The organism is Roseateles sp., from assembly GCF_047654785.1.
Classification (GTDB): Bacteria; Pseudomonadota; Gammaproteobacteria; order Burkholderiales; family Burkholderiaceae_C; genus Pelomonas.
In genome coordinates, this window is the sequence record NZ_JASGKQ010000003.1 from 709,431 (window position 1) to 733,040 (window position 23,610).

General features: G+C 72.9%; 20 protein-coding genes. 16 read left to right on the forward strand and 4 right to left on the reverse strand.

Going from position 1 to position 23,610, the window contains the following annotated elements:
• Nucleotides 1–27: 27 nt before the first annotated feature.
• The 8 genes from paaA to paaZ all read left to right on the forward strand — a co-directional run bounded on the left by paaA (nucleotide 28) and on the right by paaZ (nucleotide 7,637).
• Nucleotides 28–1,032, forward strand: coding sequence for a 1,2-phenylacetyl-CoA epoxidase subunit PaaA (paaA, locus tag QM788_RS12355; protein ID WP_415661775.1), 1,005 nt, complete (start codon nucleotides 28–30; stop codon nucleotides 1,030–1,032).
• The gene (paaB, locus tag QM788_RS12360; RefSeq protein ID WP_415661776.1) at nucleotides 1,032–1,325 is read left to right on the forward strand and encodes a 1,2-phenylacetyl-CoA epoxidase subunit PaaB; all 294 of its coding nucleotides are present in this window, start codon (nucleotides 1,032–1,034) and stop codon (nucleotides 1,323–1,325) included. Before paaA ends, paaB begins: the two co-directional genes overlap by 1 nt.
• Nucleotides 1,325–2,089 carry a 1,2-phenylacetyl-CoA epoxidase subunit PaaC gene (paaC, locus tag QM788_RS12365; RefSeq protein WP_415661777.1) on the forward strand — a complete coding sequence of 255 codons (765 nt, stop codon included), beginning with the start codon at nucleotides 1,325–1,327 and terminating at the stop codon, nucleotides 2,087–2,089. Before paaB ends, paaC begins: the two co-directional genes overlap by 1 nt.
• Nucleotides 2,086–2,553 carry a 1,2-phenylacetyl-CoA epoxidase subunit PaaD gene (paaD, locus tag QM788_RS12370; protein WP_415661778.1) on the forward strand — a complete coding sequence of 156 codons (468 nt, stop codon included), beginning with the start codon at nucleotides 2,086–2,088 and terminating at the stop codon, nucleotides 2,551–2,553. Before paaC ends, paaD begins: the two co-directional genes overlap by 4 nt.
• A gap of 82 nt (nucleotides 2,554–2,635) precedes the next feature.
• Complete coding sequence (paaE, locus tag QM788_RS12375; RefSeq protein ID WP_415661779.1) at nucleotides 2,636–3,697, forward strand: 1,2-phenylacetyl-CoA epoxidase subunit PaaE; 1,062 nt, start codon at nucleotides 2,636–2,638, stop codon at nucleotides 3,695–3,697.
• Nucleotides 3,697–4,314, forward strand: a complete 618-nt coding sequence (locus QM788_RS12380) for a TetR/AcrR family transcriptional regulator (protein WP_415661780.1) — start codon at nucleotides 3,697–3,699, stop codon at nucleotides 4,312–4,314. The genes paaE and QM788_RS12380 overlap by 1 nt, the downstream gene beginning before the upstream one ends.
• A 24-nt stretch (nucleotides 4,315–4,338) precedes the next feature.
• Nucleotides 4,339–5,484, forward strand: a complete 1,146-nt coding sequence (locus QM788_RS12385; protein WP_415661781.1) for an ABC transporter substrate-binding protein — start codon at nucleotides 4,339–4,341, stop codon at nucleotides 5,482–5,484.
• A gap of 104 nt (nucleotides 5,485–5,588) precedes the next feature.
• Nucleotides 5,589–7,637, forward strand: a complete 2,049-nt coding sequence (paaZ, locus tag QM788_RS12390) for a phenylacetic acid degradation bifunctional protein PaaZ (protein ID WP_415661782.1) — start codon at nucleotides 5,589–5,591, stop codon at nucleotides 7,635–7,637.
• Nucleotides 7,638–7,688: 51 nt separating this feature from the next.
• On the opposite strand, the gene QM788_RS12395 is transcribed toward paaZ, so the two are convergent.
• Nucleotides 7,689–8,402 carry a C40 family peptidase gene (locus QM788_RS12395; protein ID WP_415661783.1) on the reverse strand — a complete coding sequence of 238 codons (714 nt, stop codon included), beginning with the start codon at nucleotides 8,400–8,402 and terminating at the stop codon, nucleotides 7,689–7,691.
• 234 nt (nucleotides 8,403–8,636) lie between these two features.
• Between QM788_RS12395 and QM788_RS12400 the strand changes: the two genes are divergently transcribed.
• Both QM788_RS12400 and QM788_RS12405 read left to right on the forward strand, forming a co-directional pair.
• Nucleotides 8,637–10,532 (forward strand): propionate--CoA ligase, encoded by a 1,896-nt coding sequence (locus QM788_RS12400; RefSeq protein ID WP_415661784.1) that lies wholly within the window; start codon nucleotides 8,637–8,639, stop codon nucleotides 10,530–10,532.
• Between the two features lie 65 nt (nucleotides 10,533–10,597).
• Nucleotides 10,598–12,589 (forward strand): M3 family metallopeptidase, encoded by a 1,992-nt coding sequence (locus QM788_RS12405; protein WP_415661785.1) that lies wholly within the window; start codon nucleotides 10,598–10,600, stop codon nucleotides 12,587–12,589.
• Between the two features lie 6 nt (nucleotides 12,590–12,595).
• On the opposite strand, the gene QM788_RS12410 is transcribed toward QM788_RS12405, so the two are convergent.
• Together QM788_RS12410 and argH are read right to left on the reverse strand one after the other, a co-directional pair.
• Nucleotides 12,596–13,081, reverse strand: a complete 486-nt coding sequence (locus QM788_RS12410) for a hemerythrin domain-containing protein (protein ID WP_415661786.1) — start codon at nucleotides 13,079–13,081, stop codon at nucleotides 12,596–12,598.
• Between the two features lie 59 nt (nucleotides 13,082–13,140).
• Nucleotides 13,141–14,556 carry an argininosuccinate lyase gene (argH, locus tag QM788_RS12415; protein ID WP_415661787.1) on the reverse strand — a complete coding sequence of 472 codons (1,416 nt, stop codon included), beginning with the start codon at nucleotides 14,554–14,556 and terminating at the stop codon, nucleotides 13,141–13,143.
• 88 nt (nucleotides 14,557–14,644) lie between these two features.
• Between argH and QM788_RS12420 the strand changes: the two genes are divergently transcribed.
• Genes QM788_RS12420 through QM788_RS12430 form a run of 3 tightly spaced genes read left to right on the forward strand, consistent with a single transcriptional unit; the run spans nucleotide 14,645 to nucleotide 17,734 of the window.
• A complete protein-coding gene (locus tag QM788_RS12420; protein WP_415661788.1) occupies nucleotides 14,645–15,667 on the forward strand; it encodes a sensor histidine kinase in 1,023 nt (340 codons plus the stop codon).
• On the forward strand, nucleotides 15,664–16,497 hold the full coding sequence (locus QM788_RS12425; RefSeq protein ID WP_415661789.1) for a LytR/AlgR family response regulator transcription factor: 834 nt from the start codon (nucleotides 15,664–15,666) through the stop codon (nucleotides 16,495–16,497). Before QM788_RS12420 ends, QM788_RS12425 begins: the two co-directional genes overlap by 4 nt.
• Before the next feature lie 13 nt (nucleotides 16,498–16,510).
• A complete protein-coding gene (locus QM788_RS12430; RefSeq protein WP_415661790.1) occupies nucleotides 16,511–17,734 on the forward strand; it encodes a hypothetical protein in 1,224 nt (407 codons plus the stop codon).
• A 10-nt stretch (nucleotides 17,735–17,744) separates the two neighbouring features.
• On the opposite strand, the gene ppc is transcribed toward QM788_RS12430, so the two are convergent.
• Complete coding sequence (gene ppc, locus QM788_RS12435; RefSeq protein ID WP_415661791.1) at nucleotides 17,745–20,552, reverse strand: phosphoenolpyruvate carboxylase; 2,808 nt, start codon at nucleotides 20,550–20,552, stop codon at nucleotides 17,745–17,747.
• Between the two features lie 183 nt (nucleotides 20,553–20,735).
• Here ppc and hemC point away from each other — a divergent pair, with 183 nt between their 5' ends.
• The 3 genes from hemC to QM788_RS12450 are packed head-to-tail and all read left to right on the forward strand — an operon-like array spanning nucleotide 20,736 to nucleotide 23,607.
• Nucleotides 20,736–21,668 (forward strand): hydroxymethylbilane synthase, encoded by a 933-nt coding sequence (gene hemC / locus QM788_RS12440; protein WP_415661792.1) that lies wholly within the window; start codon nucleotides 20,736–20,738, stop codon nucleotides 21,666–21,668.
• The gene (locus tag QM788_RS12445) at nucleotides 21,665–22,450 is read left to right on the forward strand and encodes a uroporphyrinogen-III synthase (protein WP_415661793.1); all 786 of its coding nucleotides are present in this window, start codon (nucleotides 21,665–21,667) and stop codon (nucleotides 22,448–22,450) included. Before hemC ends, QM788_RS12445 begins: the two co-directional genes overlap by 4 nt.
• Nucleotides 22,447–23,607 carry a uroporphyrinogen-III C-methyltransferase gene (locus QM788_RS12450; protein ID WP_415661794.1) on the forward strand — a complete coding sequence of 387 codons (1,161 nt, stop codon included), beginning with the start codon at nucleotides 22,447–22,449 and terminating at the stop codon, nucleotides 23,605–23,607. The genes QM788_RS12445 and QM788_RS12450 overlap by 4 nt, the downstream gene beginning before the upstream one ends.
• Nucleotides 23,608–23,610 lie beyond the last annotated feature (3 nt).

Genomic DNA, 23,610 nt, shown 5'->3' on the forward strand with positions numbered 1-23,610 from the left:
TCGATCAACGCATTTAGGAGCCTGCATATGTATACGCAAGCCATGGACTTGATGGCCCGCGAGGCCAAGCCCAAGGTCGTCAAGAGCGCCGAGGAACTGCAGCGCGAGGAGGCCTTCGAGGCCCGCATCGACGCGGGCGACTTCATCGAGGCCAAGGACTGGATGCCGGAGCACTACCGCAAGACGCTGGTGCGCCAGATCAGCCAGCACGCGCACAGCGAGATCGTCGGCATGCTGCCCGAGGGCAACTGGATCACGCGCGCGCCGACGCTCAAGCGCAAGGCCATCCTGCTCGCCAAGGTGCAGGACGAGGGCGGCCACGGCCTCTACCTCTACGCCGCCGCCGAGACGCTGGGCACCAGCCGCGACGAGATGACGGCGGCGCTGCTGTCCGGCAAGGCCAAGTACAGCTCCATCTTCAACTACCCGACGCTGACCTGGGCCGACATCGGCGTGATCGGCTGGCTGGTGGACGGCGCGGCCATCATGAACCAGGTGCCGCTGTGCCGCTGCTCCTACGCGCCCTATGCGCGGGCGATGATCCGCGTCTGCCGCGAGGAGAGCTTCCACCAGCGCCAGGGCTACGAGAGCCTGCTGACGATGATGCAGAAGGGCACCGAGCAGCAGAAGGCCATGGTGCAGGACGCCGTGAACCGCTGGTGGTGGCCGTCGCTGATGATGTTCGGCCCCGCCGACAAGGACTCGCCGAACTCCGAGCAGAGCATCCGCTGGGGCATCAAGCGCGTGACCAACGACCAGCTGCGCCAGAAGTTCGTCGACGCGACCATCCCGCAGGCCGAGATCCTCGGCGTCACTGTGCCCGACCCGGACCTGAAGTGGAACGCCGAACGCGAGAGCTACGACTTCGGTGCGATCGACTGGAGCGAGTTCTGGCGCGTCGTCGGCGGCGAAGGCCCCTGCAACCGCGAGCGCCTCGCCGCCCGCAACAAGGCCTGGGACGAGGGCGCCTGGGTGCGCGACGCGGCGCTGGCGCATGCGCGCAAGCAAGCAATGAAAGTGGAGGCTGCCTGATGAGCAACACGCAAAACGAATGGCCGCTGTGGGAAGTGTTCGTCCGCAGCAAGGCGGGCCTGGACCACAAGCACTGCGGCAGCCTGCACGCGGCCGATGCGGCGCTGGCCATCCAGATGGCGCGCGACGTCTACACGCGCCGCCAGGAGGGCAGCAGCATCTGGGTCGTGCGCTCCGAGCAGATCGTCGCCAGCGACCCGGCCGAGAAGGGCAGCCTGTTCGAGCCGGCCGACGACAAGGTCTACCGCCATCCCACCTTCTACGAGCTGCCCGAGCAGCTCAACCACATGTGATGGACGCGACCACCACCTACGTCCTGCGCCTCGCGGACACCTGCCTCATCCACAGCCAGCGCCTGTCCGAATGGTGCGGCCACGCGCCGGTGCTGGAGGAAGACCTGGCCCTGTCCAACATCGCGCTCGACCTGCTCGGCCAGGCCCGCGCGCTGCTGACGCACGCCGGCCGGCTCGAAGGCGCGGGCCGCGACGAGGACCGGCTCGCCTTCCTGCGCGAGGAGCGCGACTACCGCAACGTCGTGCTGGCCGAGCTGCCCAACGCGGTGGCCAGCCCCAGCGACGGCAGCGGCGGACGCGACTTCGCGCTGACGACGCTGCGCAACGCCGCGCTGGCGATCTGGCTGGAACTGCTCTACGACCGGCTGCAGGCCAGCGCCGACGCCGAACTCGCCGCGATCGCCGCCAAGTCGCTGAAGGAAGTGCGCTACCACCGCCAGCACAGCAGTGACTGGGTCGTGCGCCTGGGCGACGGCACCGACGACTCCCGGGCCCGCATGCAGGCCGCGCTGGCCGTGCTGTGGCCCTACTTCGGCGAGCTGTTCGCGGCCGAGGGCGTGGACGGCGTCGGTCCGGCCTGGCGCGAGCTGGAGCCCGAATGGCGGGCCCGCTGGGCCACGCTGATGCAGGAGGCCACGCTCGCTCTGCCGCAGGACAGCGCGATGCAGCCGCGCGGCATCGACGGCGTCCACAGCGAGCACATGGGCCACCTGCTGGCGACGATGCAGTACCTGCAGCGCGCCTACCCCGGAGGCGTGTGGTGAGCCTGGACGCCGCCCGCGCGAAGCTCGCCGCCGTGCCCGACCCCGAGATCCCGGCGGTGACGCTGGTGGACCTCGGCATCGTGCGCGACCTGCGCGAGACGGATGCGGGCCTGGAGGTCGTGCTGACGCCGACCTACAGCGGCTGTCCGGCCACCGAGCTGATCGCCGACGACGTGCGCGCCGCGCTGGCCGAGTTCGGCGACGTGACCGTCACGCTGCAGCGCGCGCCGGCCTGGAGTACCGACTGGATCAGCGCCGAAGGCCGCGACAAGCTGCAGCGCTACGGCATCGTGCCGCCGCAGTGCGGGGGCGAGCAGGCGATCCGCGTCGTGCCGCGGCTGCGCTGCCCGCGCTGCGACAGCGGCAGCACGGAACAACTCTCCCGCTTCGGCTCCACCGCGTGCAAATCGACGTGGCGCTGCATCGAGTGCGGCGAGCCCTTCGAATACTTCAAGCCGATCTAGAACATGAAGCCCCCACGTTCACTTCGTTCACTGCCCCCCGAAGGGGCGTCAACGCCCTTCGGGCGGCCGGGCGGTCGTTGAGATGGCCCTCCACTTCCACCCCCTGCGCGTCACATCCGTCGAGCGCGACACCGACGACGCGATGGTCGTCGGCTTCGAGGCGCCGCCCGAAGGCTTCGGCTTCGAGCCCGGCCAGTACCTGACGCTGCGCGCCAGCGTCGGCGGCCAGGAGCTGCGGCGCAGCTACTCGATCTGCTCCGACCGCCGGCTGCGGGTCGGCATCCGCCGCGTCGAGGGCGGCGCGTTCTCGACCTGGGTGCACGAGCAGCTGAAGCCGGGCGACGTCATCGAGTCCTACCCGCCGCAGGGCCGTTTCGTGCTGCCCGCCGCCACGGGCCGGGGCCGCCACGTGCTCTGCATCGCCGGCGGCTCGGGCATCACGCCCATCCTGGCGATCCTGACCGCGCTGCTGGAGCGCGAGCCCGGCGCGCGCGCGACGCTGATCTACGCCAACCGCCGCACCGCCTCGACGATGTTCAAGGAGGAGCTGGAGGACCTGAAGAACCGCTTCATGACGCGGCTGTCGCTGCACCTCGTGTTCAGCCGCGAGGCGGTGGACGCGCCGCTCTACGCCGGCCGGCTGGACGCCGGCAAGCTGAGCGCCTTCCTCGCCGGCCCGGTGCCGGCCGCGAGCGTCGATGCGGTCTTCGTCTGCGGCCCCTTCGAGATGAACGACCAGGCCGAGGCCGCGCTGCGCGGCGCCGGTGTCCCGGCCGAGCGCATCCACGTCGAGCGCTTCGGCACGCCGGAGATGCAGGCCGGCAAGCCGGCGCCGCACGAGGTCAAGCCCGGCGACGCGCCCGAGGCGCGCGTGACGGTGATCCGCGACGGCCTGTCGCGCGAGATCGAGTTCCATGCCGGCGACCCCAGCCTGCTCGACGCCGCCGCGCGCGAGGGCCTGGACGTGCCCTTCTCGTGCAAGAGCGGCGTCTGCTCCACCTGCCGCTGCAAGCTCGTCGAGGGCGAGGTGCGCATGGACAAGAACTTCGCGCTCGACAAGGACGAGGTCGCGGCCGGCTTCATCCTGAGCTGCCAGGCGCATCCGCTGACGGAGCGGGTGGTGATTTCCTTCGACGAGCGCTGATGGCCAGAAAGCGAGCCCCCGGCTTCGAGGCCCAGCGCGAGGACATCCTCGCCGCCGCCGCGCGGCTGTTCGCGGACCAGGGCTTCAGCGCCACGTCGATGAACCAGGTCGCCGAGGCCTGCGGCGTCGCCAAGCCGACGCTCTACCACTACTTCCAGGACAAGCAGGCGCTGCTCGCGCAGATCTGCGACGAGCACGTGCATGCGCTGCTGGCGCTGGTCGAGGAGGTCCACGCAGAGCGGCTGGCCCCGGAGGCGCAGCTGCGCGCGCTGATCGAGCGCTTCACGCGCGCCTATGCCGACGCGCAGGCCGAGCACCGGGTGCTGACCAGCGAGGTCAAGTTCCTGGACGCCGAGTTGCGCGGGCGGCTGCTGGACGTGGAGCGCCGCGTGGTGGCCGAGTTCGCCGGCGTGCTGTGCCGGCTGCGGCCCGAGCTGCGCGACGCCAATCTGCACAAGCCGCTGACCATGCTGCTCTTTGGCATGATCAACTGGACCTTCACATGGCTGCGTCCCGACGGCGACCTGTCGCACGAGGCGATCGCGGCCCTGGTCGGCGACTTGTTCTTCGGCGGACTCGGCGCGGTACAAGCGCGCCAGCCCGCACTCATGCAATGACAACCCACCCCTGAGGAGACCTGGATGAAACTGTTCAAGCAACTGAGCGTCGCGCTCGCCGCCTCGATGGCGCTGGCCGCGCAGGCCGACATCAACGTCGGCGTCACGCTCTCGGCCACCGGCCCGGCCGCCTCGCTGGGCATCCCCGAGAAGAACACCATCGGGCTGATGCCCAAGACCATCGCCGGTCAGAAGGTCAACTACATCGTGCTGGACGACGCCACCGACACGACCATGGCCGTGGCCAACACGCGCAAGTTCATCACCGAGAACAAGGTGGACGTCGTCATCGGCTCCACCGTCACGCCCAACTCGCTGGCGATGATCGACGCGGTGTCCGAGTCCGGCACGCCGATGATCTCCATGGCCGCCTCGGCCCGCATCGTCGAGCCCGTCGACGCAAAGAAGAAGTGGGTGTTCAAGACGCCGCAGAACGACATCATGATGACGCTGGCCATCATGACCCACATGGCCGACAGCGGCGTGAAGACGGTGGGCTTCATCGGCTTCGCCGACGCCTACGGCGAGGGCTGGTGGAGCGAGTTCAGCAAGATCGCCGCGACCAAGAAGCTCAACGTCGTCGCCAGCGAGCGCTACAACCGCACCGACACCTCCGTCACCGGCCAGGTGCTCAAGCTGGTCGCCGCCCGGCCCGACGCGATCCTGATCGCCGGCGCGGGCACGCCCGCCGCGCTGCCGCAGAAGGCGCTGAAGGAGCGCGGCTACGCCGGCAAGATCTACCAGACCCACGGCGTGGCCAACAACGACTTCCTGCGCGTGGGCGGCAAGGACGTGGAGGGCACGCTGCTGCCGTCCGGCCCGGTGCTGGTGGCCTCGCAGCTGCCGGCCGACCACCCGGTGCGCAAGAGCGCGCTGGACTACATCACCAAGTACGAGGCGGCGTATGGCAAGGGCAGCGTGTCCACCTTCGGCGGCCATGCCTGGGATGCCGGCCTGCTGCTGGCGGCCGCCGCGCCCGAGGCGCTGAAGAAGGCGCAGCCGGGCACGCCGGCCTTCCGCGCCGCGCTGCGCGACGCGCTGGAGAACGTGAAGAACGTGGCCGGCGCGCACGGCGTGTTCAACATGTCGCCGCAGGACCACCTGGGCCTGGACCAGCGCGCCCGCGTGATGGTGACCATCGACAAGGGCGCCTGGAAGCTCATCAAGTAGCCCACCCCCGACGTGCTCCGCGCGCCCCCGCCAAGGGGGCGCTCCCGTGGCCCGGCAGTGCCGGCGCCACGGCCGGCGCTTCGCGCCGCCCTGAGGAAATTGAGATGTCTGTCCCCACGCTTCAGAGTTACATCGCCGGCCGCTGGGTCGGCGCCCGGGCCGCCAAGCCGCTGGCCAGCGCGATCAACGGCCGCGTCGTCGCGCACACGCACGAGGAATCGCTCGATTTCGCCGAGGCCATGGCCTACGCGCGCGGCACGGCGCTGCCCGGCCTGCTGCGCAGCCACTTCCAGGACCGCGCCCGCGTGTTGAAGGCGCTGGCCGCCTACCTGATGGAGCGCAAGGAGCAGCTCTACGCGATCAGCGCCCACACCGGCGCGACGCGGGCGGACTCGTGGATCGACATCGAGGGCGGCATCGGCACGCTGTTCGCCTATGCCTCCATCGGCGGCAAGGACCTGCCCAGCAGCAATGTGCTGCACGAAGGCCCGGCCATGCGGCTGGGCGCCGACAACCACTTCGTCGGCAGCCACGTGCTCGTGCCCAAGCGCGGCGTGGCGCTGCACATCAACGCGTTCAACTTCCCGATGTGGGGCATGCTGGAGAAATTCGCGCCGAGCTTCCTGGCCGGCATGCCCTGCCTGGTCAAGCCGGCGACGGCGACCAGCTACGTCGCCGAGGCCTGCGTGCGGCTGATCGTCGAGTCGGGCCTGGTGCCGGCCGGCGCGCTGCAGCTCATCGTCGGCGGCACGGGCGATCTGTTCGAGCGGCTGGACGAGGCCGACGTGGTGACCTTCACCGGCAGCGCCGACACCGCGCTGCAACTGCGCGCCCACCCGAACCTGCTGAAGAAGAGCATCCCCTTCAACGCCGAGGCCGACAGCCTGAACTGCGCCATCCTGGCGCCCGACGTGACGCCGGACGACCCGGAGTTCGAGCTCTTCATCAAGGAGGTGGCGCGCGAGATGACGGCCAAGGCCGGCCAGAAATGCACGGCCATCCGCCGCACGCTGGTGCCGGCCCCGCTGGTCGATGCGGTCGCCACGGCGCTGAAGGCGCGGCTGGCCAAGACCGTCGTCGGCGACCCCGCCATCGAGGGCGTGCGCATGGGCGCGCTGGCCAGCAAGGCCCAGCAGGCCGACGTGGCCGAGCGCGTCGCGCAGTTGGCCAAGCACTGCGAGTTGCTGCTGTCGGCGAGCGACGGCTTCGCGCCCAAGGGCGAGGGCGTCGGCGACGGCGCCTTCTTCGCGCCGACGCTGCTGCTCGCGCGCGACGCGGCCAGCAGCGACGCCCACCACGTCGAAGCCTTCGGTCCGGTGACGACGCTGCTGCCCTACGGCGATTTCGACGAGGCGCTGCACCTGGCGACGCTCGGCCGCGGCAGCCTGGTCGGCACCATCTGCACCAAGACGCCGGCGCTGGCCGCGCAGGCCGTGCCGACCTTCGCCGCCTGGCACGGCCGCATGCTGGTGCTGGACCGCGAGGCCGCGCTGGAGAGCACCGGCCACGGCTCGCCGCTGCCCAAGCTCAAGCACGGCGGCCCCGGCCGCGCGGGCGGCGGCGAGGAACTGGGCGGCCTGCGCGCCGTCAAGCACTACCTGCAGCGCTGCGCGGTGCAGGGCTCGCCGACGATGATTTCGGCCGTCACCGGCGAATACCAGCGCGGCGGCGCGGTCACCGAGAGCGAGGTCCACCCCTTCCGCCGCTACTTCGAGGACGTGGAGGTCGGCATGAGCCTGCTGACCCACCGCCGCACCGTCGGCGAGGCCGACATCGTCGCCTTCGGCGGCCTGTCGGGCGACTACTTCTACATGCACTTCGACGACGTGGCGGCCAAGGCCTCGCCCTTCGGCCAGCGCATCGCGCACGGCTATTTCGTGCTGTCGGCGGCGGCGGGGCTGTTCGTCAGCCCGGCGCCGGGGCCGGTGCTGGCCAACTACGGGCTGGAGAACCTGCGATTCGTGACGCCGGTGGCCCTCGGCGACACCATCCAGGCGCGGCTGACCGCCAAGCGCAAGATCGACCGCCCGCCGCGCGACGACCAACCCGCGCAAGGCGTCATCGGCTGGGACGTGGCCGTGACCAACCAGCGCGGCGAGCTGTGCGCGAGCTACGAGATCCTGACGCTGGTGGCCAAGCGGATTGCGGGTTGACGAGGTGGAGCCGGCGGATGGAGCCCGGGGCTGGCGCCCCGCCCGGCGGCGTCAGCGTGTGGCCGGCGCCTCGGCCGCCGCGCTCAGGTCGGCGCGGCGCGCGCCGGTGAAGCGCTTGGACCAGTAGGCATCGCGCATGTCCTCCACGCGCACGGCGCTGCCGGTGCGCGGGGCGTGGATGAACTTGCCCTCGCCGACGTAGATGCCCACGTGGCTGAAGGTGCGCTTCATCGTGTTGAAGAACACCAGGTCGCCCGGCTTCAGCTCGTCCTTGCGGATGGAGGTCAGGCTGTTGTCGCGGGCCTGCTCGTCGGCGCGGCGCGGCAGCACCAGGCCCACGCTGAGCTCGAAGATGTGGCGCGTGAAGCCGCTGCAGTCGAAGCCGCTTTCCACCGAGTTGCCGCCCAGCTTGTAGCGCACGCCGAGGAAGTTCATCGCCGACAGCACGAGGTCCGACGCGGTGTCGCGCACGCTGGCCAGCAGGCGCGACGAGCGGCCCGGCTCGGCGATGTTCAGCAGCCCGCGCTCGCTGAGGAAGCGGCTCACCGCATCGCCGGGCGCCGGCGCGGCGGCCTGCGCCGGCTGCGTGGCGGCGGCCTGCTGCTGCTGGTGCAGGCTCTGGCCGTAGGCGCCCATCATCGTGCCCGGCGGCGGCGCGAGCGTCGCGGCCTGGGCCACGCCCTGCGCCTGAGCGGCCGCGCAGCCGGCGGCCAGCAGGGCGGCGGCGGCAAGGCGATTCAGCAGGGCAACGGGAAGCAGGGACATCAGGACGGGACGGGAACCAGGGGCGGGCCGCGGAGCGGCTGCGGTAGCGGAAGAGGGCGGCGGCGCGCAGGGTAGGGAGGTACTCCACCAGCGTCAACCGCACAAGCTGTCTAGCGCGCGATTTTCAGGGCAAACCCCGACTTGAGGGGGTGGCTCACGGTGGAAACCCTGAATTTTGTCACGATTTGACGAAGGTCAGACTGTCGTCAGTCGCTGCGGCCCACACTCGCCGCCATGACGCAGACCGCCTACGCCGATTTCCACCGCCGCTCGCTGGACGACCGTGACGCCTTCTGGGCCGAGCAGGCCCGGCGCATCGTCTGGCAGACCCCGCCGCAGCAGATCTGCGACACCAGCCGCCCGCCGTTCGCGCGCTGGTTCGTCGGCGGCACCACCAACCTGTGCCACAACGCGGTGGACCGCCACGCGGCCGAGCGGCCCGGCGACCGGGCGCTGGTCTGGGTGTCCAGCGAGGTGGGCCGCGAGGTGGTGTACAGCTTCGCCGAACTGCAGGCGGAGGTGGAAGCCTTCGCCGCGATGCTGCTCGCGCAGGGCGTGGGCCGGGGCGACTGCGTGCTGATCTACATGCCCATGATCCCCGAGGCCGCCTTTGCGATGCTGGCCTGCGCGCGCATCGGCGCCATCCACTCGGTGGTGTTCGGCGGCTTCGCGTCGGCCAGCCTGGCCAGCCGCATCGACGACGCCCGCCCCAAGCTCGTCGTCAGCGCCGACGCCGGCAGCCGCGCCGGCAAGGCGCTGCCGTACAAGCCGCTGCTGGACGAGGCCATCGCGCTGTCCAGCCACAAGCCCGGCGCCGTGCTGATGGTGGATCGCGGCCTGGTGCCGTTCGAGCGCGTGGCCGGGCGCGACCTGGACCACGCCGAGCTGCGCGCCCGCCACTGGGGCCAGCGCGTGCCCTGCGAGTGGCTGGAGTCCAACACGCCGAGCTACACGCTCTACACCAGCGGCACCACCGGCCGGCCCAAGGGCGTGCAGCGCGACGTGGGCGGCTACGCGGTGGCGCTGGCCACCAGCATGGACTGGATCTTCGGCGGCAAGCCGGGCGAGACCTTCTTCTCCACCAGCGACATCGGTTGGGTGGTGGGCCACAGCTACATCATCTACGGCCCGCTGCTGCACGGCATGGCGACGCTGATGTACGAGGGCACGCCGGTGCAGCCCGACGCGGCCGTCTGGTGGCGCCTGGTGGAGAAATACCAGGTGACGGTGATGTTCAGCGCCCCCACGGCGGTGCGCGTGCTGAAGAAGCACGACGCGGCGCTGCTGAAGCGGCACGACCTGTCCAGCCTGCGCGCGCTGTTCCTGGCCGGCGAGCCGCTGGACGAGCCGACGGGGCGCTGGATCGCCGAGGGCCTGGGCGTGCCCATCATCGACAACTACTGGCAGACCGAGACCGGCTGGCCGCTGCTGACGGTGGCGCACCACATCCCCGGCGTGCAGGCCGTGCCGACGCGCTTCGGCTCGCCCGGCGTGCCCATGTACGGCTATGACGTGAAGCTGGTGGACGAGCACACCGGCGCGGTGCGCGACGGCGCGGACCAGAAGGGCGTGCTCGTCATCGAGTACCCGCTGCCGCCGGGCACGCTGCAGACGGTGTGGCACGACGACGCGCGTTTCCTCAACACCTACTGGGGCAGCGTGCCGGACCGGCTGGTCTACTCCACCTTCGACTGGGCGCTGCGCGACGCCGACGGCTACACCTTCATCCTCGGCCGCGCCGACGACGTCATCAACGTCGCCGGCCACCGCCTGGGCACGCGCGAGATCGAGGAGTGCATCTCGGGCCACGCGGGCGTGGCGGAGGTGGCCGTGGTCGGCGTGGCGGACTCGCTCAAGGGCCAGGTGGCGCTGGCCTTCGCGGTGTTGCGCGACCCGGCGCAGGCCTCGCCGGCGCTGGAGGCCGAGGTCATGAAGCATGTCGACACGCAACTGGGCGCCGTGGCCCGGCCGGCGCGCGTGCATTTCGTGACGGTGCTGCCCAAGACCCGCTCCGGCAAGCTGCTGCGCCGCGCGCTGCAGGCCGTCGCCGAGGGCCGCGATCCGGGCGACCTGACGACCCTGGACGACCCGGGCGCGCTGGCCCAGGTGAAAACCCTGCTGCAGAAATAAGCGCCGGCCCGCCAGCCGGGCGCGGCCCGGCCGGGAGAATCGCGCCCTTGCCTGAAGGAGACGCGATGAGACCCGCCCCGACGACCCCGCTGGCGGCCCTGGCCGCGCTGGCCCTGGCCGCGCTGGCGCCGATGGCCGCCGCCCAGCCCCGGCTGCCCGGCCCCAATTTCCCGACCTTCGCCACCGCCGCCGACGTCAAGGCCGGCTGCGACGCCGGCCTGAAGGGCGCCAGGCAGCGCGTGGCCGCGCTGGAGCGGCGCCGCGTGGACGCCGGCTGGCTGGCCGCCTACGACGACCTGACGGTCTATCTCGAAGACCACCAGTACCCCACCGACTTCGCGCTCAACGTCCATCCCGACAAGGCCGTCCGCGACGCGGCCCAGGCCTGCTCGCTGCGCTGGGCCGACTTCGGCTCCAGCCTGGGCCAGAACGAGAAGCTCTACCGCGTGCTGCGCAAGGCGCCCCAGGCCGACGCGGTCGATGCCGAGTTCGTGCGGCTGGCCTCGGCGCAGTTCGAGGACGGCGGCGTGGCGCTGCCGGCGCCGCGGCGCGCCCGCGCCAAGCGGATCCTGGACGAGCTGATCGAGCTGGACCAGCAGTTCAACAAGAACATCCGCGACGCCGGCACCCGCGTGGCCTTCACCGAGGACGAGCTCCGGGGCGTGCCGCCCGGCGTCTGGGGGAAGGCGCCGCGCGATGCCCAGGGCCGTGTCGTGCTGGGCGTGGACTACCCCAGCTTCGTGCCCGTGATGCGCGGCGCGGAGAGCGGCGCGGCGCGGCAGCGCATGTGGCTGGCCAAGACCAACGAGGGCGGCCCGCCCAACCTGGACCTGCTGGCCCGCATCGTCACGCTGCGCGGCGAATACGCCCGGCTGTTCGGCTTCGACAACTTCGTGGACTTCAACCTGCGCCGCCGCATGGCCCGGGACGGCGCGACCGCGATGCGCTTCCTGGACACGGTGGCCGGCGTCGTCGACGCGCGTGAGCAGCGCGAGCTGGAGGAACTGCGCGCCGACAAGGCCAGGCACCTGGGCACGCCGCCCGCGCAGACCCGGGTGGAGCGCTGGGACGCCCCGTTCTACGGCGAGCGCGTGAAGCGCGAGAAGTTCAGCGTCGACCAGAACGCCTTCCGCCCCTACTTCCCGCCGCAGGCCAGCCTGGCGTTCGCCATGCGCATCATCGAGCGGCTGATGGGCGTGAAGTACGAGCGCGTCGACAACCGGCTCTGGCACGAGGAGGTGCAGACCTACGTCGTCAGCGACGCCGCCACCGGCCGGCCCCTCGCGCAGATGTACGTGGACCTGTACCCGCGCGAGGGCAAGTACAACCATGCGGCCGTGTGGCCGCTGCGCGGCAGCGCGACGCGCATCGGCCGCACGCCCGCGGCGGCGCTGGTCGTCAACTTCGACCGCGACGGCCTGACGCTGGACGAGGTGGAGACGCTGCTGCACGAGCTGGGCCACGCGGTCCACGTGAACCTGTCCAGCACGCGCTACGCGGCCGCGGCCGGCACGGCGGTGATGCACGACTTCGTCGAGGCGCCGTCGCAGATGCTGGAGGACTGGGTCTACGACAAGCGCGTGCTGAAGCTGATGCAGGAGGTGTGCCCCGCCTGCAAGCCGGTGCCCGACGCGATGGTGGACCAGGCGCTGGCCGCCAGGCACCACGGCAAGGGCGGCCACTTCGGCCGCCAGCACCTGTACGCCAGCTATGACCTGGCGCTGCACCGCCAGGCCCGCCCCGAGCCGCTGCCGCTGTGGGCGCGCATGGAAGGCGCGACGCCGCTGGGCCATGTGCCGGGCACGATGTTCCCGGCCGGCTTCGCGCACATCGCCGGCGGCTACGGCGCCGGCTACTACGGCTACCTGTGGAGCCTGGTGGTGGCGATGGACCTGCGCACCGCGTTCGCGGCCGACAAGCTGGACGGCGACGCGGGCCGGCGCTACCGCGACCGGGTGCTGGGCCAGGGCGCGCAGAAGCCGGCGCCGGAACTGGTCAGGGACTTCCTGGGCCGCGAGAGCAATGCGCAGGCCTTCTTCGAGGACCTGAAGCAGTAGCGGGGATCAGGCGCAGCCGCCCGGGCCGCCGCAGGCATGGGCGGCCGCTTCGGCGGCGGGCGCCGCGCGGCATGCGCCCGTGGCCGGGTCGAAGCCGCGCTGCGCCATCGTGAAGACGAGCGCCGCGTCCATCATCTCGGCGTGCGCCGGGAACCACGCGGCCAGTTCGCCGCGCAGGATGGACAGCGGCTCGCGGTCGCCCAGCTCGGTCGCATAGCGCAGCGCCTCGCGCATCACGTTCAGCACCATCGCATGCTGGCTGGCGTGGCAGTTCTGCGGCTCGAAGCCGCAGCGCGCCATCCAGTCCTCCTCCATCGCGAAGTGGTCCTCGGTGTGGGCCAGCAGCGCCCGGAAGGCGGGCAGGGCGTCGGCGCCGGCGTCCAGCGCGGCGCCGAAGGCGTTCAGCAGGTCGACGAACTCGTGGTGCGTGGCGTCCAGCGTGGGCTGGTTCAGCGTCAGGGCGTCGGTCCAGGCGAGCGTGGGGGCGGTCATGGCGTGGATGCTAGGCGGGCGGTGGCGTGGCGGCGTTGACGGGGCTCAAGGGCGCCGCATCACGCCAGCCGCGCGCGGTGGCGGGCCACCTGCGCGCGCACCTGGGCCGGCGCGGTGCCGCCCAGCACGTTGCGCGCGTTCAGCGAGCCTTCCAGCGACAGCACGTCGAACACGTCGGCCTCGATGCGCGCGTCGAAGGCTCGCAACTCGCCCAGCGACAGCGCCACCAGGTCCACCCCCTGGCGGCTGGCCGACTTCACCGCATGCGCCACCACCTCGTGCGCGTCGCGGAAGGGCAGGCCCTTCTTGACGAGGTAGTCGGCCAGGTCGGTCGCCGTCGCGTGGCCGCGCAGCGCGGCGGCGCGCATCGCGTCGGGCCTGACGCTCAGGCCGGCCAGCATGTCGGCAAAGATGCGCAGCGTGTCCTTCAAGGTGTCCACGGTGTCGAACAGCGGCTCCTTGTCCTCCTGGTTGTCCTTGTTGTAGGCCAGCGGCTGGCCCTTCATCAGCGTGACGAGGCCGACGAGGTGGCCGACGACGCGGCCCGTCTTGCCGCGTGCGAGTTCGGGCACGTCCGGGTTCTTCTTCTGCGGCATGATCGACGAGCCGGTGCAGAAGGCGTCCGGCAGCGCGATGAAGCCGAAGTTCTGGCTCATCCACAGGATCAGCTCCTCGGACAGCCGCGACACGTGCAGCATCACCAGCGACGCGGCGGCCGAGAACTCGATCGCGAAGTCGCGGTCGCTGACCGCGTCCAGGCTGTTCTGGCACACGCAGGCCGCGCCGTCCGCGTCCACCATGCCCAGCGTGCGGGCCACGCGCTCGCGGTCCAGCGGGTAGCTGGTGCCGGCCAGCGCGGCGGCGCCCAGCGGCAGGCGGTTGACGCGGCGGCGCACGTCGGCCATGCGCTCGGCGTCGCGCGCGAACATCTCCACATAGGCCAGCAGGTGGTGGCCGAAGCTGACCGGCTGCGCCACCTGCAGGTGGGTGAAGCCGGGCAGGATCACGTCGGCGTGCGTGCCGGCCTGCTCGACCAGCACCCGCTGCAGCGCGGTGAGCAGGCCGGCGATCTCGTCGATCTCGCCGCGCAGCCACAGCCGCACGTCGGTGGCGACCTGGTCGTTGCGGCTGCGGCCGGTGTGCAGCCGCTTGCCGGCCAGGCCGACGCGCTCGGTCAGCCGGGCCTCGATGTTCAGGTGCACGTCCTCCAGGTCCAGCTTCCACTCGAACTGGCCGGCCTCGATCTCGGCGGCGATCTCGTGCAGGCCACGCTGGATGGCGGCGTGGTCCCCGGCGCTCAGGATCCCCTGCGCGGCCAGCATCTCCGCATGCGCCAGGCTGCCCGCGATGTCGGCGCGCCAGAGGCGCTGGTCGAAGCCGACGCTGGCCGTGTAGCGCTTCACCAGGTCGCTCATCGGCTCGGAAAACAGCGCGGACCAGGCTTGGGATTTGTTGGCGAGTTGGTTGTCTGACATGGGAGGCGTGAGGGGGCTGGCGCGCACAATGCGCTGCAGCGCGGGATTATCGAACGCCCCGGATCGCCCCGCTTCTCAAGCCACGCACATGCTCTTCTCCAAGCGCCGCGCGCCGGGCCCGGCCCCGCTGCTGGACCCGACCCGCGCCTTCGACGTCTGCCACGTCGGCCTGGTGCTGCGCGCCGTGCTGGGCGTGCAGCTGCTGCTGGCGCTGGGCGCGGCCCTGGTCGCGCGCGACGCCGGCCAGTGGCTCACGCTGATGGCCAACGGCACCGTGGTGACCATGTTCGCGGTGCTGTCGTGGCTGCTGGCCGTCTGCTCGGGCAAGCGGCTGTGGCCGCGCCTGCCGGAGCCGGCGCAGTGGCTGGCGCTGATGGCGCTGGGCGCGGCGGGCGCGCTGATGGGCTTCGCGCTGCTGAACGCCACCGCCGAGGAGCCGGCCGGCCCGTGGCGCTTCGCCAGCGTCGCCGCCGCCGGGGCCAGCGGCGCGGCCGGGCTGCTGGCCTGGCTCAGGCTGCGCGAGCACACCCGGCGCCCGGCCGATGCGCTGGCGCAGCTGGTGGAGCTGCAGTCGCGCATCCGCCCGCACTTCCTGTTCAACACGCTGAACAGCGCCATCGCGCTGGTGCAGGTGGACCCGGCGCGCGCCGAGGGCGTGCTGGAGGACCTGGCCGAGCTGTTCCGCGTCGCGCTGGCCGATTCCAGCGCCTCCGTGCCGCTGTCCGACGAGGTGGAGCTGGCGCGCCGCTACCTCGCCATCGAGCAGATCCGCTTCGGCGAGCGGCTGCGCGTGGCCTGGCGCCTGGACCCCGCCGCGGGCGCCGCCCGCGTGCCGCCGCTGCTGCTGCAGCCGCTGGTCGAGAACGCCGTGCGCCACGGCGTGGAGCCCAACGACGACGGCGGCGAGCTGGAGGTCACGACGCTGCGGCGCGGCGCCGAGGTCGAGATCCGCATCGCCAACAGCGTCGGCGCGCCGGCCCGCGTCGCCGGCCACGGCCTGGCGCTGCGCAACGTGCGCCAGCGGCTGAAGCTCATGCACGACGTGGCCGCGCATTTCGAGGTCGAGGCCGGCGAGCACCGCTTCGTCTTGCGTATCCTGCTGCCGTCATGAACCCGCTGAGCCTGTTCATCGTCGACGACGAACCCCTGGCCCGCCTGCGCCTGCGTGGGCTGGTGGAGGCCATCCCGGAGCCGCGCTGCGCGGTCGTGGCCGAGGCCGCCACGGCCGCGCAGGCCGACGCCTGGCTGCGCGAGCAGGGCTGCGACGTCGTGCTGCTGGACGTGCAGATGCCCGGGGCCGACGGCCTGCAGTTCGCCGACGGCCTGGCCCGCCGCCCGCCCGGCGCGCCGGCGCCGCTGGTCATCTTCGTCACCGCCCATGCGATGCATGCGCTGCGCGCCTTCGAGCTGGACGCGCTGGACTACCTCACCAAGCCCGTGCGCCGCGAGCGCCTGCAGGCCGCGCTGGCGCGCGCCGCGCAGCGCCTGGCGGAGCGGGCGGCGGCGCAGTCCGCGCCGCCCGCCGAGGCGCCCGCGGCCGCCGGGCCGGCCGACTTCATCACGTTGACCGACCGCGGCCGCCTGCTGCGCGTGCCCGTCGGCGAGGTGCTGTACTTCAAGGCCGAGCTGAAGTACCTGACGCTGCGCACCGCCAGCGAGACGCATGTGATGGACGGCGCGCTGTCCGACCTGGAGCAGCGCCTGGGCGAGCGCTTCCTGCGCGTGCACCGCAACGCGCTGGTGGCCCGCTGGGCGGTGCGCGAGCTGGAGCGGCATGCGCCCACCCACTTCGGCGAGCTGGACGACGGCGCCGCCGAGCCCGCCGACAGCTGGGCCGTGCGCATCGTCCACGTGGACGAATGGCTGGCCGTGTCGCGCCGCCAGGTGGCGGCGGTGCGGGAGGCGCTGGCGGGGCAGGGCCTGCCGGCTGCGGCGCGATGACGACGCGATGACGGTGCGCAAGAGGCGGTGGCTCGTCGCCGGTGCGTTGCTGCTGGCCATGCTGGCGGGATGGCTGGCGTGGCGCCCGGTGGCGGCGCCGGCGGGCGTGCCGGCGGCGCCGCCGGCCGCCCGGCCCGCCTCGCCGCAGAGTGTGCTTGCCAGCCCGGAGGCCGCCGCGCGCGGCGCGTCGTTCGCCGGGCCGGCGATGCCGCAGGCGTCGGCGTCGCTGCCGGCCGATGGCCGGGTGGAGGTTTGCGGCGTGGGGCGCGTGGATGCGGCGCAGTTCCGTGCCGGCGGCGCGACGCCTCCGGCCTGGGCGCAGGCGATGCAGGCGCGGATCGACCAGGACCGCGCCCGCGTGCTGCAGCGGCTGGAGGCCGGTCCCTTGGTGCATCGGGTGGCTGCCGCGCTGCTGAGGCGGGACACCCAGGCCGCCGCGCTGCTGGCGGCACCGTCGGGCGACGTGGCGGCCTACCGCCTCGCGCTGCGCGCCTGCCGATGGGACGCCAACATGCGCCGGACCGCCGCGCTCGGCCACGGGCTGAAGGACGAACCGCCGGACAGCCCGCTGTACGTCTCGCCCGTGGCGCCCAGCGCCTGTGCGTCGCTGAACGTGGACCGGCTGGAGGCGCTGGACCCGGGCGACGCCTGGCCCTGGCTGCTGCGGCTGGAGGACGGCGCCGACCGGCGCGACGAGGCCGGCATGGCGCAGGCCCTGTATCAGCTGAGCCAGCGCAAGCGCCTGGCCGATGCGCGCCGGGGGCTGGGCGCGGCGGTGCAGGAGGTCATCGGCGACGCTCCCGGGCCGGGCGATGTCTTCGTGCTGCTGGAGGCCAACGGCCATGACGCCTCGCTGGCGGCGGTGTCCGGCCTGCTGGCCATCTCCCGGCCCTGCCACGCGAAGGCCCTGCGGGATGCGAACCGCCACCAGCTGTGCGGGCAGCTGGCACGGGCGCTGCCCGCGATGGTCAGCACGGTGTCGGATGGCGCCATGCTGCATGCGCTGGAATCACGGCTGGGCTGGCCGCCCAGCGCCAAGGCGGTGTCGCCGCAGGAGCAGCGGGCCGCCTTCAGCCTGGCGCTGGAGGATCTGGCGCGCATCGAGACCGACATGAGCTGCGCCGGCCTCGCCGCCTACGGCCGGGGCCAGGCGGCCAGGAGCCGGCAGGGCGAACTGGCCTGGCTGCGCGAACGCCAGGGTGGGGCGCACGCCCCGCGCCCGGCCGCGTCGCGTTGAGCGGGGCGGCTCAGCCCGTGTTGCGCAGCCCCGCCGCGATGCCGTTGATCGACAGGTGGATGCCGCGCTGCACGCGCTCCATCGCCGGGTCGTCGGCGGCGGTGCGGCGGTAGCGGCGCATCAGCTCGATCTGCAGGTGGTTCAGCGGGTCGATGTAGGGGAAGCGGTGCTCGATGGAGCGCGCCAGCGACGGGTTGGCGGCCAGCCGCTTGTCGTCGCCGGTGATGAGCGCCAGCGCCGCCTGCGTGCGCTCGAACTCGGCGCGGATGGCCGAAAAGATGCGCTTGCCGAGCTTCTTGTCCTCGACCAGCTCGACGTAGCGCTCGGCCAGCGCCAGGTCGGCCTTGGCCAGCACCATGTCGAGGTTGGACAGCAGCGCGCGGAAGAACGGCCAGCCCTTGAGCATGCGCTTGAGCAGCGCCAGGTTCTTGGCCCGCTGCGCCGGCTCGTCGCCGAGGAAGGCCTCGACGCCGGAGCCGAAGCCGCACCAGCCCGGCAGCGCCACGCGCGCCTGGCCCCAGGAGAAGCCCCAGGGGATGGCGCGCAGGTCCTCGATGGCGCGCGTGGCCTTGCGCGACGCGGGGCGCGAGCCGATGTTGAGCTCGGCGATCTCGCGGATGGGCGTGCTGGCGAAGAAGTAGTCGGCGAAGCCGGGGGTGCCGTAGACCAGGCCGCGGTAGGCGGCGAAGCTGGCGTCCGACAGCGCCTGCGCGGCCTGCAGGAAGCTCTTGGGCGCGCTCTGCGTCGGGTGCAGCAGCGTGGCCTCCAGCGTGGCGGCGACCAGCGTCTCCAGGTTGCGCCGGCCGATCTCCGGGTGCGCGTACTTGGAGGCGATGACCTCGCCCTGCTCGGTCAGGCGGATCTGGCCGTTCACCGTGCCCGGCGGCTGCGCCAGGATGGCCTGGTAGCTCGGGCCGCCGCCGCGGCCCACGGTGCCGCCGCGGCCGTGGAACAGGCGCAGTGTCAGCGGCCCCTGCTGGCGCAGCTCGTCGAACAGCTCGACCAGCGCGATCTCGGCGCGGTACAGCTCCCAGGACGACGTGAACATGCCGCCGTCCTTGTTGCTGTCGGAGTAGCCTAGCATGATGTCCTGCTCGCCCACGCCGCCGGGGCTGCTGCGGTCCACCAGGCCGCGCACGCCGGGCAGCGCGTAGAACTCGCGCATGATGGCCGGCGCGATGCGCAGGTCGCCGATGGTCTCGAACAGCGGCACGATGATGAGGTCGCTGACGGCCTGCTCGGCCAGCAGCCCGCGCAGCAGGCCGGTCTCCTTCAGCAGCAGCGCCACTTCCAGCAGGTCGCTGACGGACTCGGTGTGCGAAATGATGTAGTGCCGCAGCGCCTCGCGTCCGAAGCGGGCCAGCGCCTCGCGCGCGGCCTCGAAGGTGGCCAGCTCGCCCAGCGTCTTCTCGCTGTACGCGGCGCCGATGACGCGCAGTGGCCGGGCGTCGTTCAGCAGCCGCAGCAGCAGCGCGCGCTTGGCCGCCTCGTCCAGCGCGGCGTAGTCGGGCTCGATGCGGGCGGCGGCCAGCAGCTCGGCCAGCGCCAGCTCGTGCTGGTCGCTGCTCTGGCGCAGGTCCAGCGTGGCGAGGTGGAAGCCGAACACCTGCACCGCGCGGATCAGCGGCGCCAGGCGCGGCGCGATCAGCGCCTCGGCGTGGTGCTGCTTCAGCGATGCCTCGATGACGCGCAGGTCCGCCAGCAGCTCGGCGGGCGCGAGGTAGGGGTGCTGCGGCGCCACCGCGTGGCGCAGCGCCTCGGTGCCGGTCAGCGCGTGCAGCGTGGCGGCCAGGCGGGCGTACATGCCGGTCAGCGCGCGGCGGTAGGGCTCGTCCAGCCGGTGCGCGTTCTGGTCGGGGCTGCGCTCGGCCAGCGCCTGCATGTCGGGCGACACGCCGGTCAGCCGCAGCGAGATGGACAGCTCCGCGCCCAGCTCGTGCAGCTCGGTCAGGTAGTGGCGCAGCGCCACCTCGGCCTGGCGCTTCATCGCCTGGTGCAGCGTGGCGGCGCCGACGTTGGGGTTGCCGTCGCGGTCGCCGCCGATCCAGTGGCCCATGCGCAGGAAGCTGGGCAGCACCTCGCCGGGCAGGTGCTCCTCCAGCTCGGCGTAGAGCCGCGGGATCTGGCGCAGGAAGGTGGACGGGTAGTAGGACAGCGCGTTCTCGATCTCGTCGGCCACCGTCAGCTTGGAGTAGCGCAGCATGCGCGTCTGCCACAGCTGGGTGATGCGCGCGCGCAGCAGCGCCTCGGTGTCGCGCAGCTCGCGCTCGCTTCCGGCCTGGCGGGCGCGGTCGCGCGCCTCCAGCAGGCCGGCGACGGCGCGCTCGGCGTCCAGGATGCTCTTGCGCTGCACCTCGGTCGGGTGGGCCGTCAGCACCGGCGAGATGAAGCCGCGCCGTAGCACCGCGGCGATCTCGTTGGGGCGCACGCCGGCCTGGTGCAGGTGCTCCAGGCAGTAGGCCAGCGAGCCGGGCTGCAGGCTGCCGGCGCGCTCGTGGACCTCGCGGCGGCGCACGTGGTGGCGGTCCTCGGCGATGTTGGCCAGGTGCGAGAAGTAGCTGAACGCGCGGATCACGCTGACCGCCTGCTCGCCGGACAGGCCCTTGAGCAGCTTGTCGAAGCGCTTGCCCGCCTCCTTGTCGTGCTTGTGGCGATAGGCCACCGCGAGCTGGCGGATGCGCTCGACCAGCTCGTAGGCCTCGCGGCCCTCCTGCTCGCGGATGACGTCGCCGAGGATGCGGCCGAGCAGCCGGATGTCGGCCACCAGCGGTTCGTTCTTGTCGGCATCGGCGCGGGCGGGAGCGGCTCGTGGAGGCATGGCGGTCGTCCGGAGGTGGAAATTGCTGCAGGATAGGTAACGAAGTTACCGAAAACTGACTCTAGCAGTTTCTCCCGCGGCGCGGACCCCGTGGCGGCCCGGTGTCGCGGCCCGCGGTTTCGGCCGCGGCGAAGCGCCGGTTGCGGAAGTACGGCGCGGGCCGGCCTCGATAATCACCGCCCTATGACCGTCCCCACCCCCATCACCATCGCCACGCGCGAGAGCCGCCTGGCGCTGTGGCAGGCCGAGCATGTGCAGGCCCGCCTGGCCGGCGAACTGGGCCTGCCCGCCGTGCTGCTGGGCATGACCACCCGGGGCGACCAGATCCTCGACCGCGCGCTGTCCAAGATCGGCGGCAAGGGCCTGTTCGTGAAGGAGCTGGAGGCCGCGCTGGCCGACGGCCGCGCGCAGCTCGCCGTGCATTCGCTGAAGGACGTGCCCATGGAGCTGCCCGAGGGCTTCGCGCTGGCCGCCGTGCTGGAGCGCGAGGATCCGCGCGACGCCTTCGTCGCCAACGACTACGCCTCGCTGGCCGAGCTGCCCGAGGGCGCGGTGGTCGGCAGCTCCAGCCTGCGCCGCGTCACGCAGCTGCTGCAGCTGCGTCCGGACCTGCGCGTGCAGCCGCTGCGCGGCAACCTCGACACTCGCTTGCGCAAGCTCGACGAGGGCGGCTACCACGCCATCGTGCTGGCGGCGGCCGGCCTCAAGCGCCTGGGCCTGGCCCACCGGATGCGCGCGCTGTTCGAGACCGGCCAGATGCTGCCGTGCGCCGGGCAGGGCGCGCTGGGCCTCGAGATCCGCGCCGGCGACGCGGCGCTGGCCGCCGCGCTGGCGCCGCTCGCGCACGCGCCGACGCGGCTGGCCTGCGAGGCCGAGCGCGCCGTCTCCCGCGCGCTGGGCGGCAGCTGCAGCGTGCCGCTGGCCGCGCATGCGCGCTGGCAGGGCGCCACGCTGTGCCTGGACGCCGCGCTGGGCCATGCCGAGCGGCATGCCGTGCCGCTGCTGCGTGCCAGCGTGGCCGGCGACGTGGCCGACGTGGCCGCCGCGCGCGCGCTGGGCAACCAGGCCGCCGCGCGGCTGCGCGACCTGGGCGCCGCCGCCTACCTGCCCGGATGACGCTGCCCACGCTGCTCGTCACCCGCCCGCGCGCGCAGTGCGCGGACTGGCTGGCGCGGCTGGCGGCACTGGGCGTGCCGGCCGCGGCGCTGCCGCTGATCGAGATCCTGCCGGCCCGCGACGCCGCGCCCGTGCGCGCCGCCTGGGCCGGGCTTGCGGCGGCGGAGCTGGCGGTGTTCGTCAGCCCGAACGCCGTCGCGCAGTTCTTCGCCCACGCGCCGGCCGGCGCCGCCTGGCCGGCGCGCACGCTGGCCGCCTGCGTCGGCCCCGGCAGCGCCCAGGCCCTGGCCGCGCATGGCGTGCCGCCGGCGCAGATCGTCCAGCCCGCGGCCGACGCGGCCGGCCTGGACTCCGAACACCTCTGGGAACGGCTCGCGCCCCGCCGCGCCTGGCGCGGTGCCCGCGTGCTGCTGCTGCGCGGCGACGGCGGCCGCGAGTGGCTGGCCGAGCGGCTGGCCGAGGCCGGCGCGCAGGTGAGCGCCGTGGCCGTCTACCACCGCGCCGGGCCGCGCCTGGGCGCCGCCGAACAGGCGCTGCTGGCCGGCGCGCTGGCGCATCCGGCCCGCGTGGCCTGGCTGTTCAGCAGCGCGGAGGCGGTGGGCCACCTCCGCGAGCCGCTGGCGGGCCGGCCACCGGCCGGCCAGCGCGCCATCGCCACGCACCCCCGCATCGCCGACGCGGCCCGTGCCGCCGGCTTCGCGCCTGTGGTTTTGGCGCGACCGGACCCGCAGGCCGTGGCCGGGGCGCTGAAAGCCCTTCTGACAGAATCGCCCGCACTGTGAGTGAGCCGACTTCCCCCGTCCCGCTGCCGCCGCCCCCGGCGGCCGAGCCCGTCGCCCCGCCGCCGCCGGCCGCCGCCGCGCTGCCGCCGTGGCTGTCCTGGATGCCCTGGTTGCTGGCCCTGCTGGGCGCCGGGGTGCTGCTGTGCGTGGTGCTGGTCTGGCAGAGCCTGGCGCGCCAGCAGTCGCTGGAGCAGGAGCTGGTGCGCCGCCAGGAGGCCAGCCAGGCCCAGGCCACCGAGGCGCGGCTGGCGGCCAAGCAGTCGTCGGAGCTGGTGCGCGACACGGCCGCCAAGGTCTCGCTGCTGGACGCGCGGCTGGCCGAGGTGGCGCTGCAGCGCGGCCAGCTGGAGGAGCTGATTCAGTCCATGTCCCGCTCGCGCGACGAGAACGTCGTCGGCGACATCGAGGCCGCCATCCGCGTGGCCCTGCAGCAGACGCAGATCACCGGCAGCGCCGAGCCGCTGGTCGCCACGCTGAGGCAGGCCGACGAGCGGCTGCTGCGCTACAAGCAGCCGCGCCTGGAGGGCGTGCGCCGCGCCGTCGCGCGCGACCTGGACCGCGTCAAGGCCGTCGCGGTGGTCGACGTCGCCACGCTGACCATCAAGCTCGACGACGTCGTCCGCATGGCCGACGAGCTGCCGCTGACGTCCGGCGGCGACCCGGCCCACCGCGTCCACGACGACCGCCCTGGCGACGCCGCGGCCCGCGAGCGCGAACGCGCGCTGCGCCTGCAGCGCGAGCAGGCGGCTGCGGCCGCCGACGGCAAGCTGGCGCTGTGGTGGTGGCAGGCGCGCGAGCAGCTCGCCAGCTGGACCGGCATCGTCTGGGGCGAGGCCCGCACGCTGCTGCGCGTGACCCGCATCGAGCGCCCGGAGGCCGCGCTGATGTCGCCCGACCAGAGCTTCTTCCTGCGCGAGAACCTCAAGCTGCGCCTGCTCAACGCCCGCCTGGCGCTGCTGAGCCGGCAGTTCGACACGGCGCAGTCCGACCTGCGCGACAGCCAGGACATGCTGAACCGCTATTTCGACACCCGCTCGCGCAAGGTGGCCGGCGTGGTCGAACTGCTGCGCCAGGTCGCCGGCCAGGCCCGCCAGGTCAGCGTGCCGCGCCCCGACGACACGCTGGCCGCGCTGACCGCCGCCGCGGCCGGCCGCTGAGGG

Excerpts from the sequence above, each read along its gene's own strand:
- paaA (WP_415661775.1), top strand. The coding sequence starts at position 28 with ATGTATACGCAAGCCATGGACTTGATGGCCCGCGAGGCCAAGCCCAAG.
- paaB (WP_415661776.1), top strand. The coding sequence starts at position 1,032 with ATGAGCAACACGCAAAACGAATGGCCGCTGTGGGAAGTGTTCGTCCGC.
- paaC (WP_415661777.1), top strand. The coding sequence starts at position 1,325 with ATGGACGCGACCACCACCTACGTCCTGCGCCTCGCGGACACCTGCCTC.
- paaE (WP_415661779.1), top strand. The coding sequence starts at position 2,636 with ATGGCCCTCCACTTCCACCCCCTGCGCGTCACATCCGTCGAGCGCGAC.
- QM788_RS12380 (WP_415661780.1), top strand. The coding sequence starts at position 3,697 with ATGGCCAGAAAGCGAGCCCCCGGCTTCGAGGCCCAGCGCGAGGACATC.
- QM788_RS12385 (WP_415661781.1), top strand. The coding sequence starts at position 4,339 with ATGAAACTGTTCAAGCAACTGAGCGTCGCGCTCGCCGCCTCGATGGCG.
- paaZ (WP_415661782.1), top strand. The coding sequence starts at position 5,589 with ATGTCTGTCCCCACGCTTCAGAGTTACATCGCCGGCCGCTGGGTCGGC.
- QM788_RS12395 (WP_415661783.1), bottom strand. The coding sequence starts at position 8,402 with ATGTCCCTGCTTCCCGTTGCCCTGCTGAATCGCCTTGCCGCCGCCGCC.
- QM788_RS12400 (WP_415661784.1), top strand. The coding sequence starts at position 8,637 with ATGACGCAGACCGCCTACGCCGATTTCCACCGCCGCTCGCTGGACGAC.
- QM788_RS12405 (WP_415661785.1), top strand. The coding sequence starts at position 10,598 with ATGAGACCCGCCCCGACGACCCCGCTGGCGGCCCTGGCCGCGCTGGCC.
- QM788_RS12410 (WP_415661786.1), bottom strand. The coding sequence starts at position 13,081 with ATGACCGCCCCCACGCTCGCCTGGACCGACGCCCTGACGCTGAACCAG.
- argH (WP_415661787.1), bottom strand. The coding sequence starts at position 14,556 with ATGTCAGACAACCAACTCGCCAACAAATCCCAAGCCTGGTCCGCGCTG.
- QM788_RS12420 (WP_415661788.1), top strand. The coding sequence starts at position 14,645 with ATGCTCTTCTCCAAGCGCCGCGCGCCGGGCCCGGCCCCGCTGCTGGAC.
- QM788_RS12425 (WP_415661789.1), top strand. The coding sequence starts at position 15,664 with ATGAACCCGCTGAGCCTGTTCATCGTCGACGACGAACCCCTGGCCCGC.
- ppc (WP_415661791.1), bottom strand. The coding sequence starts at position 20,552 with ATGCCTCCACGAGCCGCTCCCGCCCGCGCCGATGCCGACAAGAACGAA.
- hemC (WP_415661792.1), top strand. The coding sequence starts at position 20,736 with ATGACCGTCCCCACCCCCATCACCATCGCCACGCGCGAGAGCCGCCTG.
- QM788_RS12445 (WP_415661793.1), top strand. The coding sequence starts at position 21,665 with ATGACGCTGCCCACGCTGCTCGTCACCCGCCCGCGCGCGCAGTGCGCG.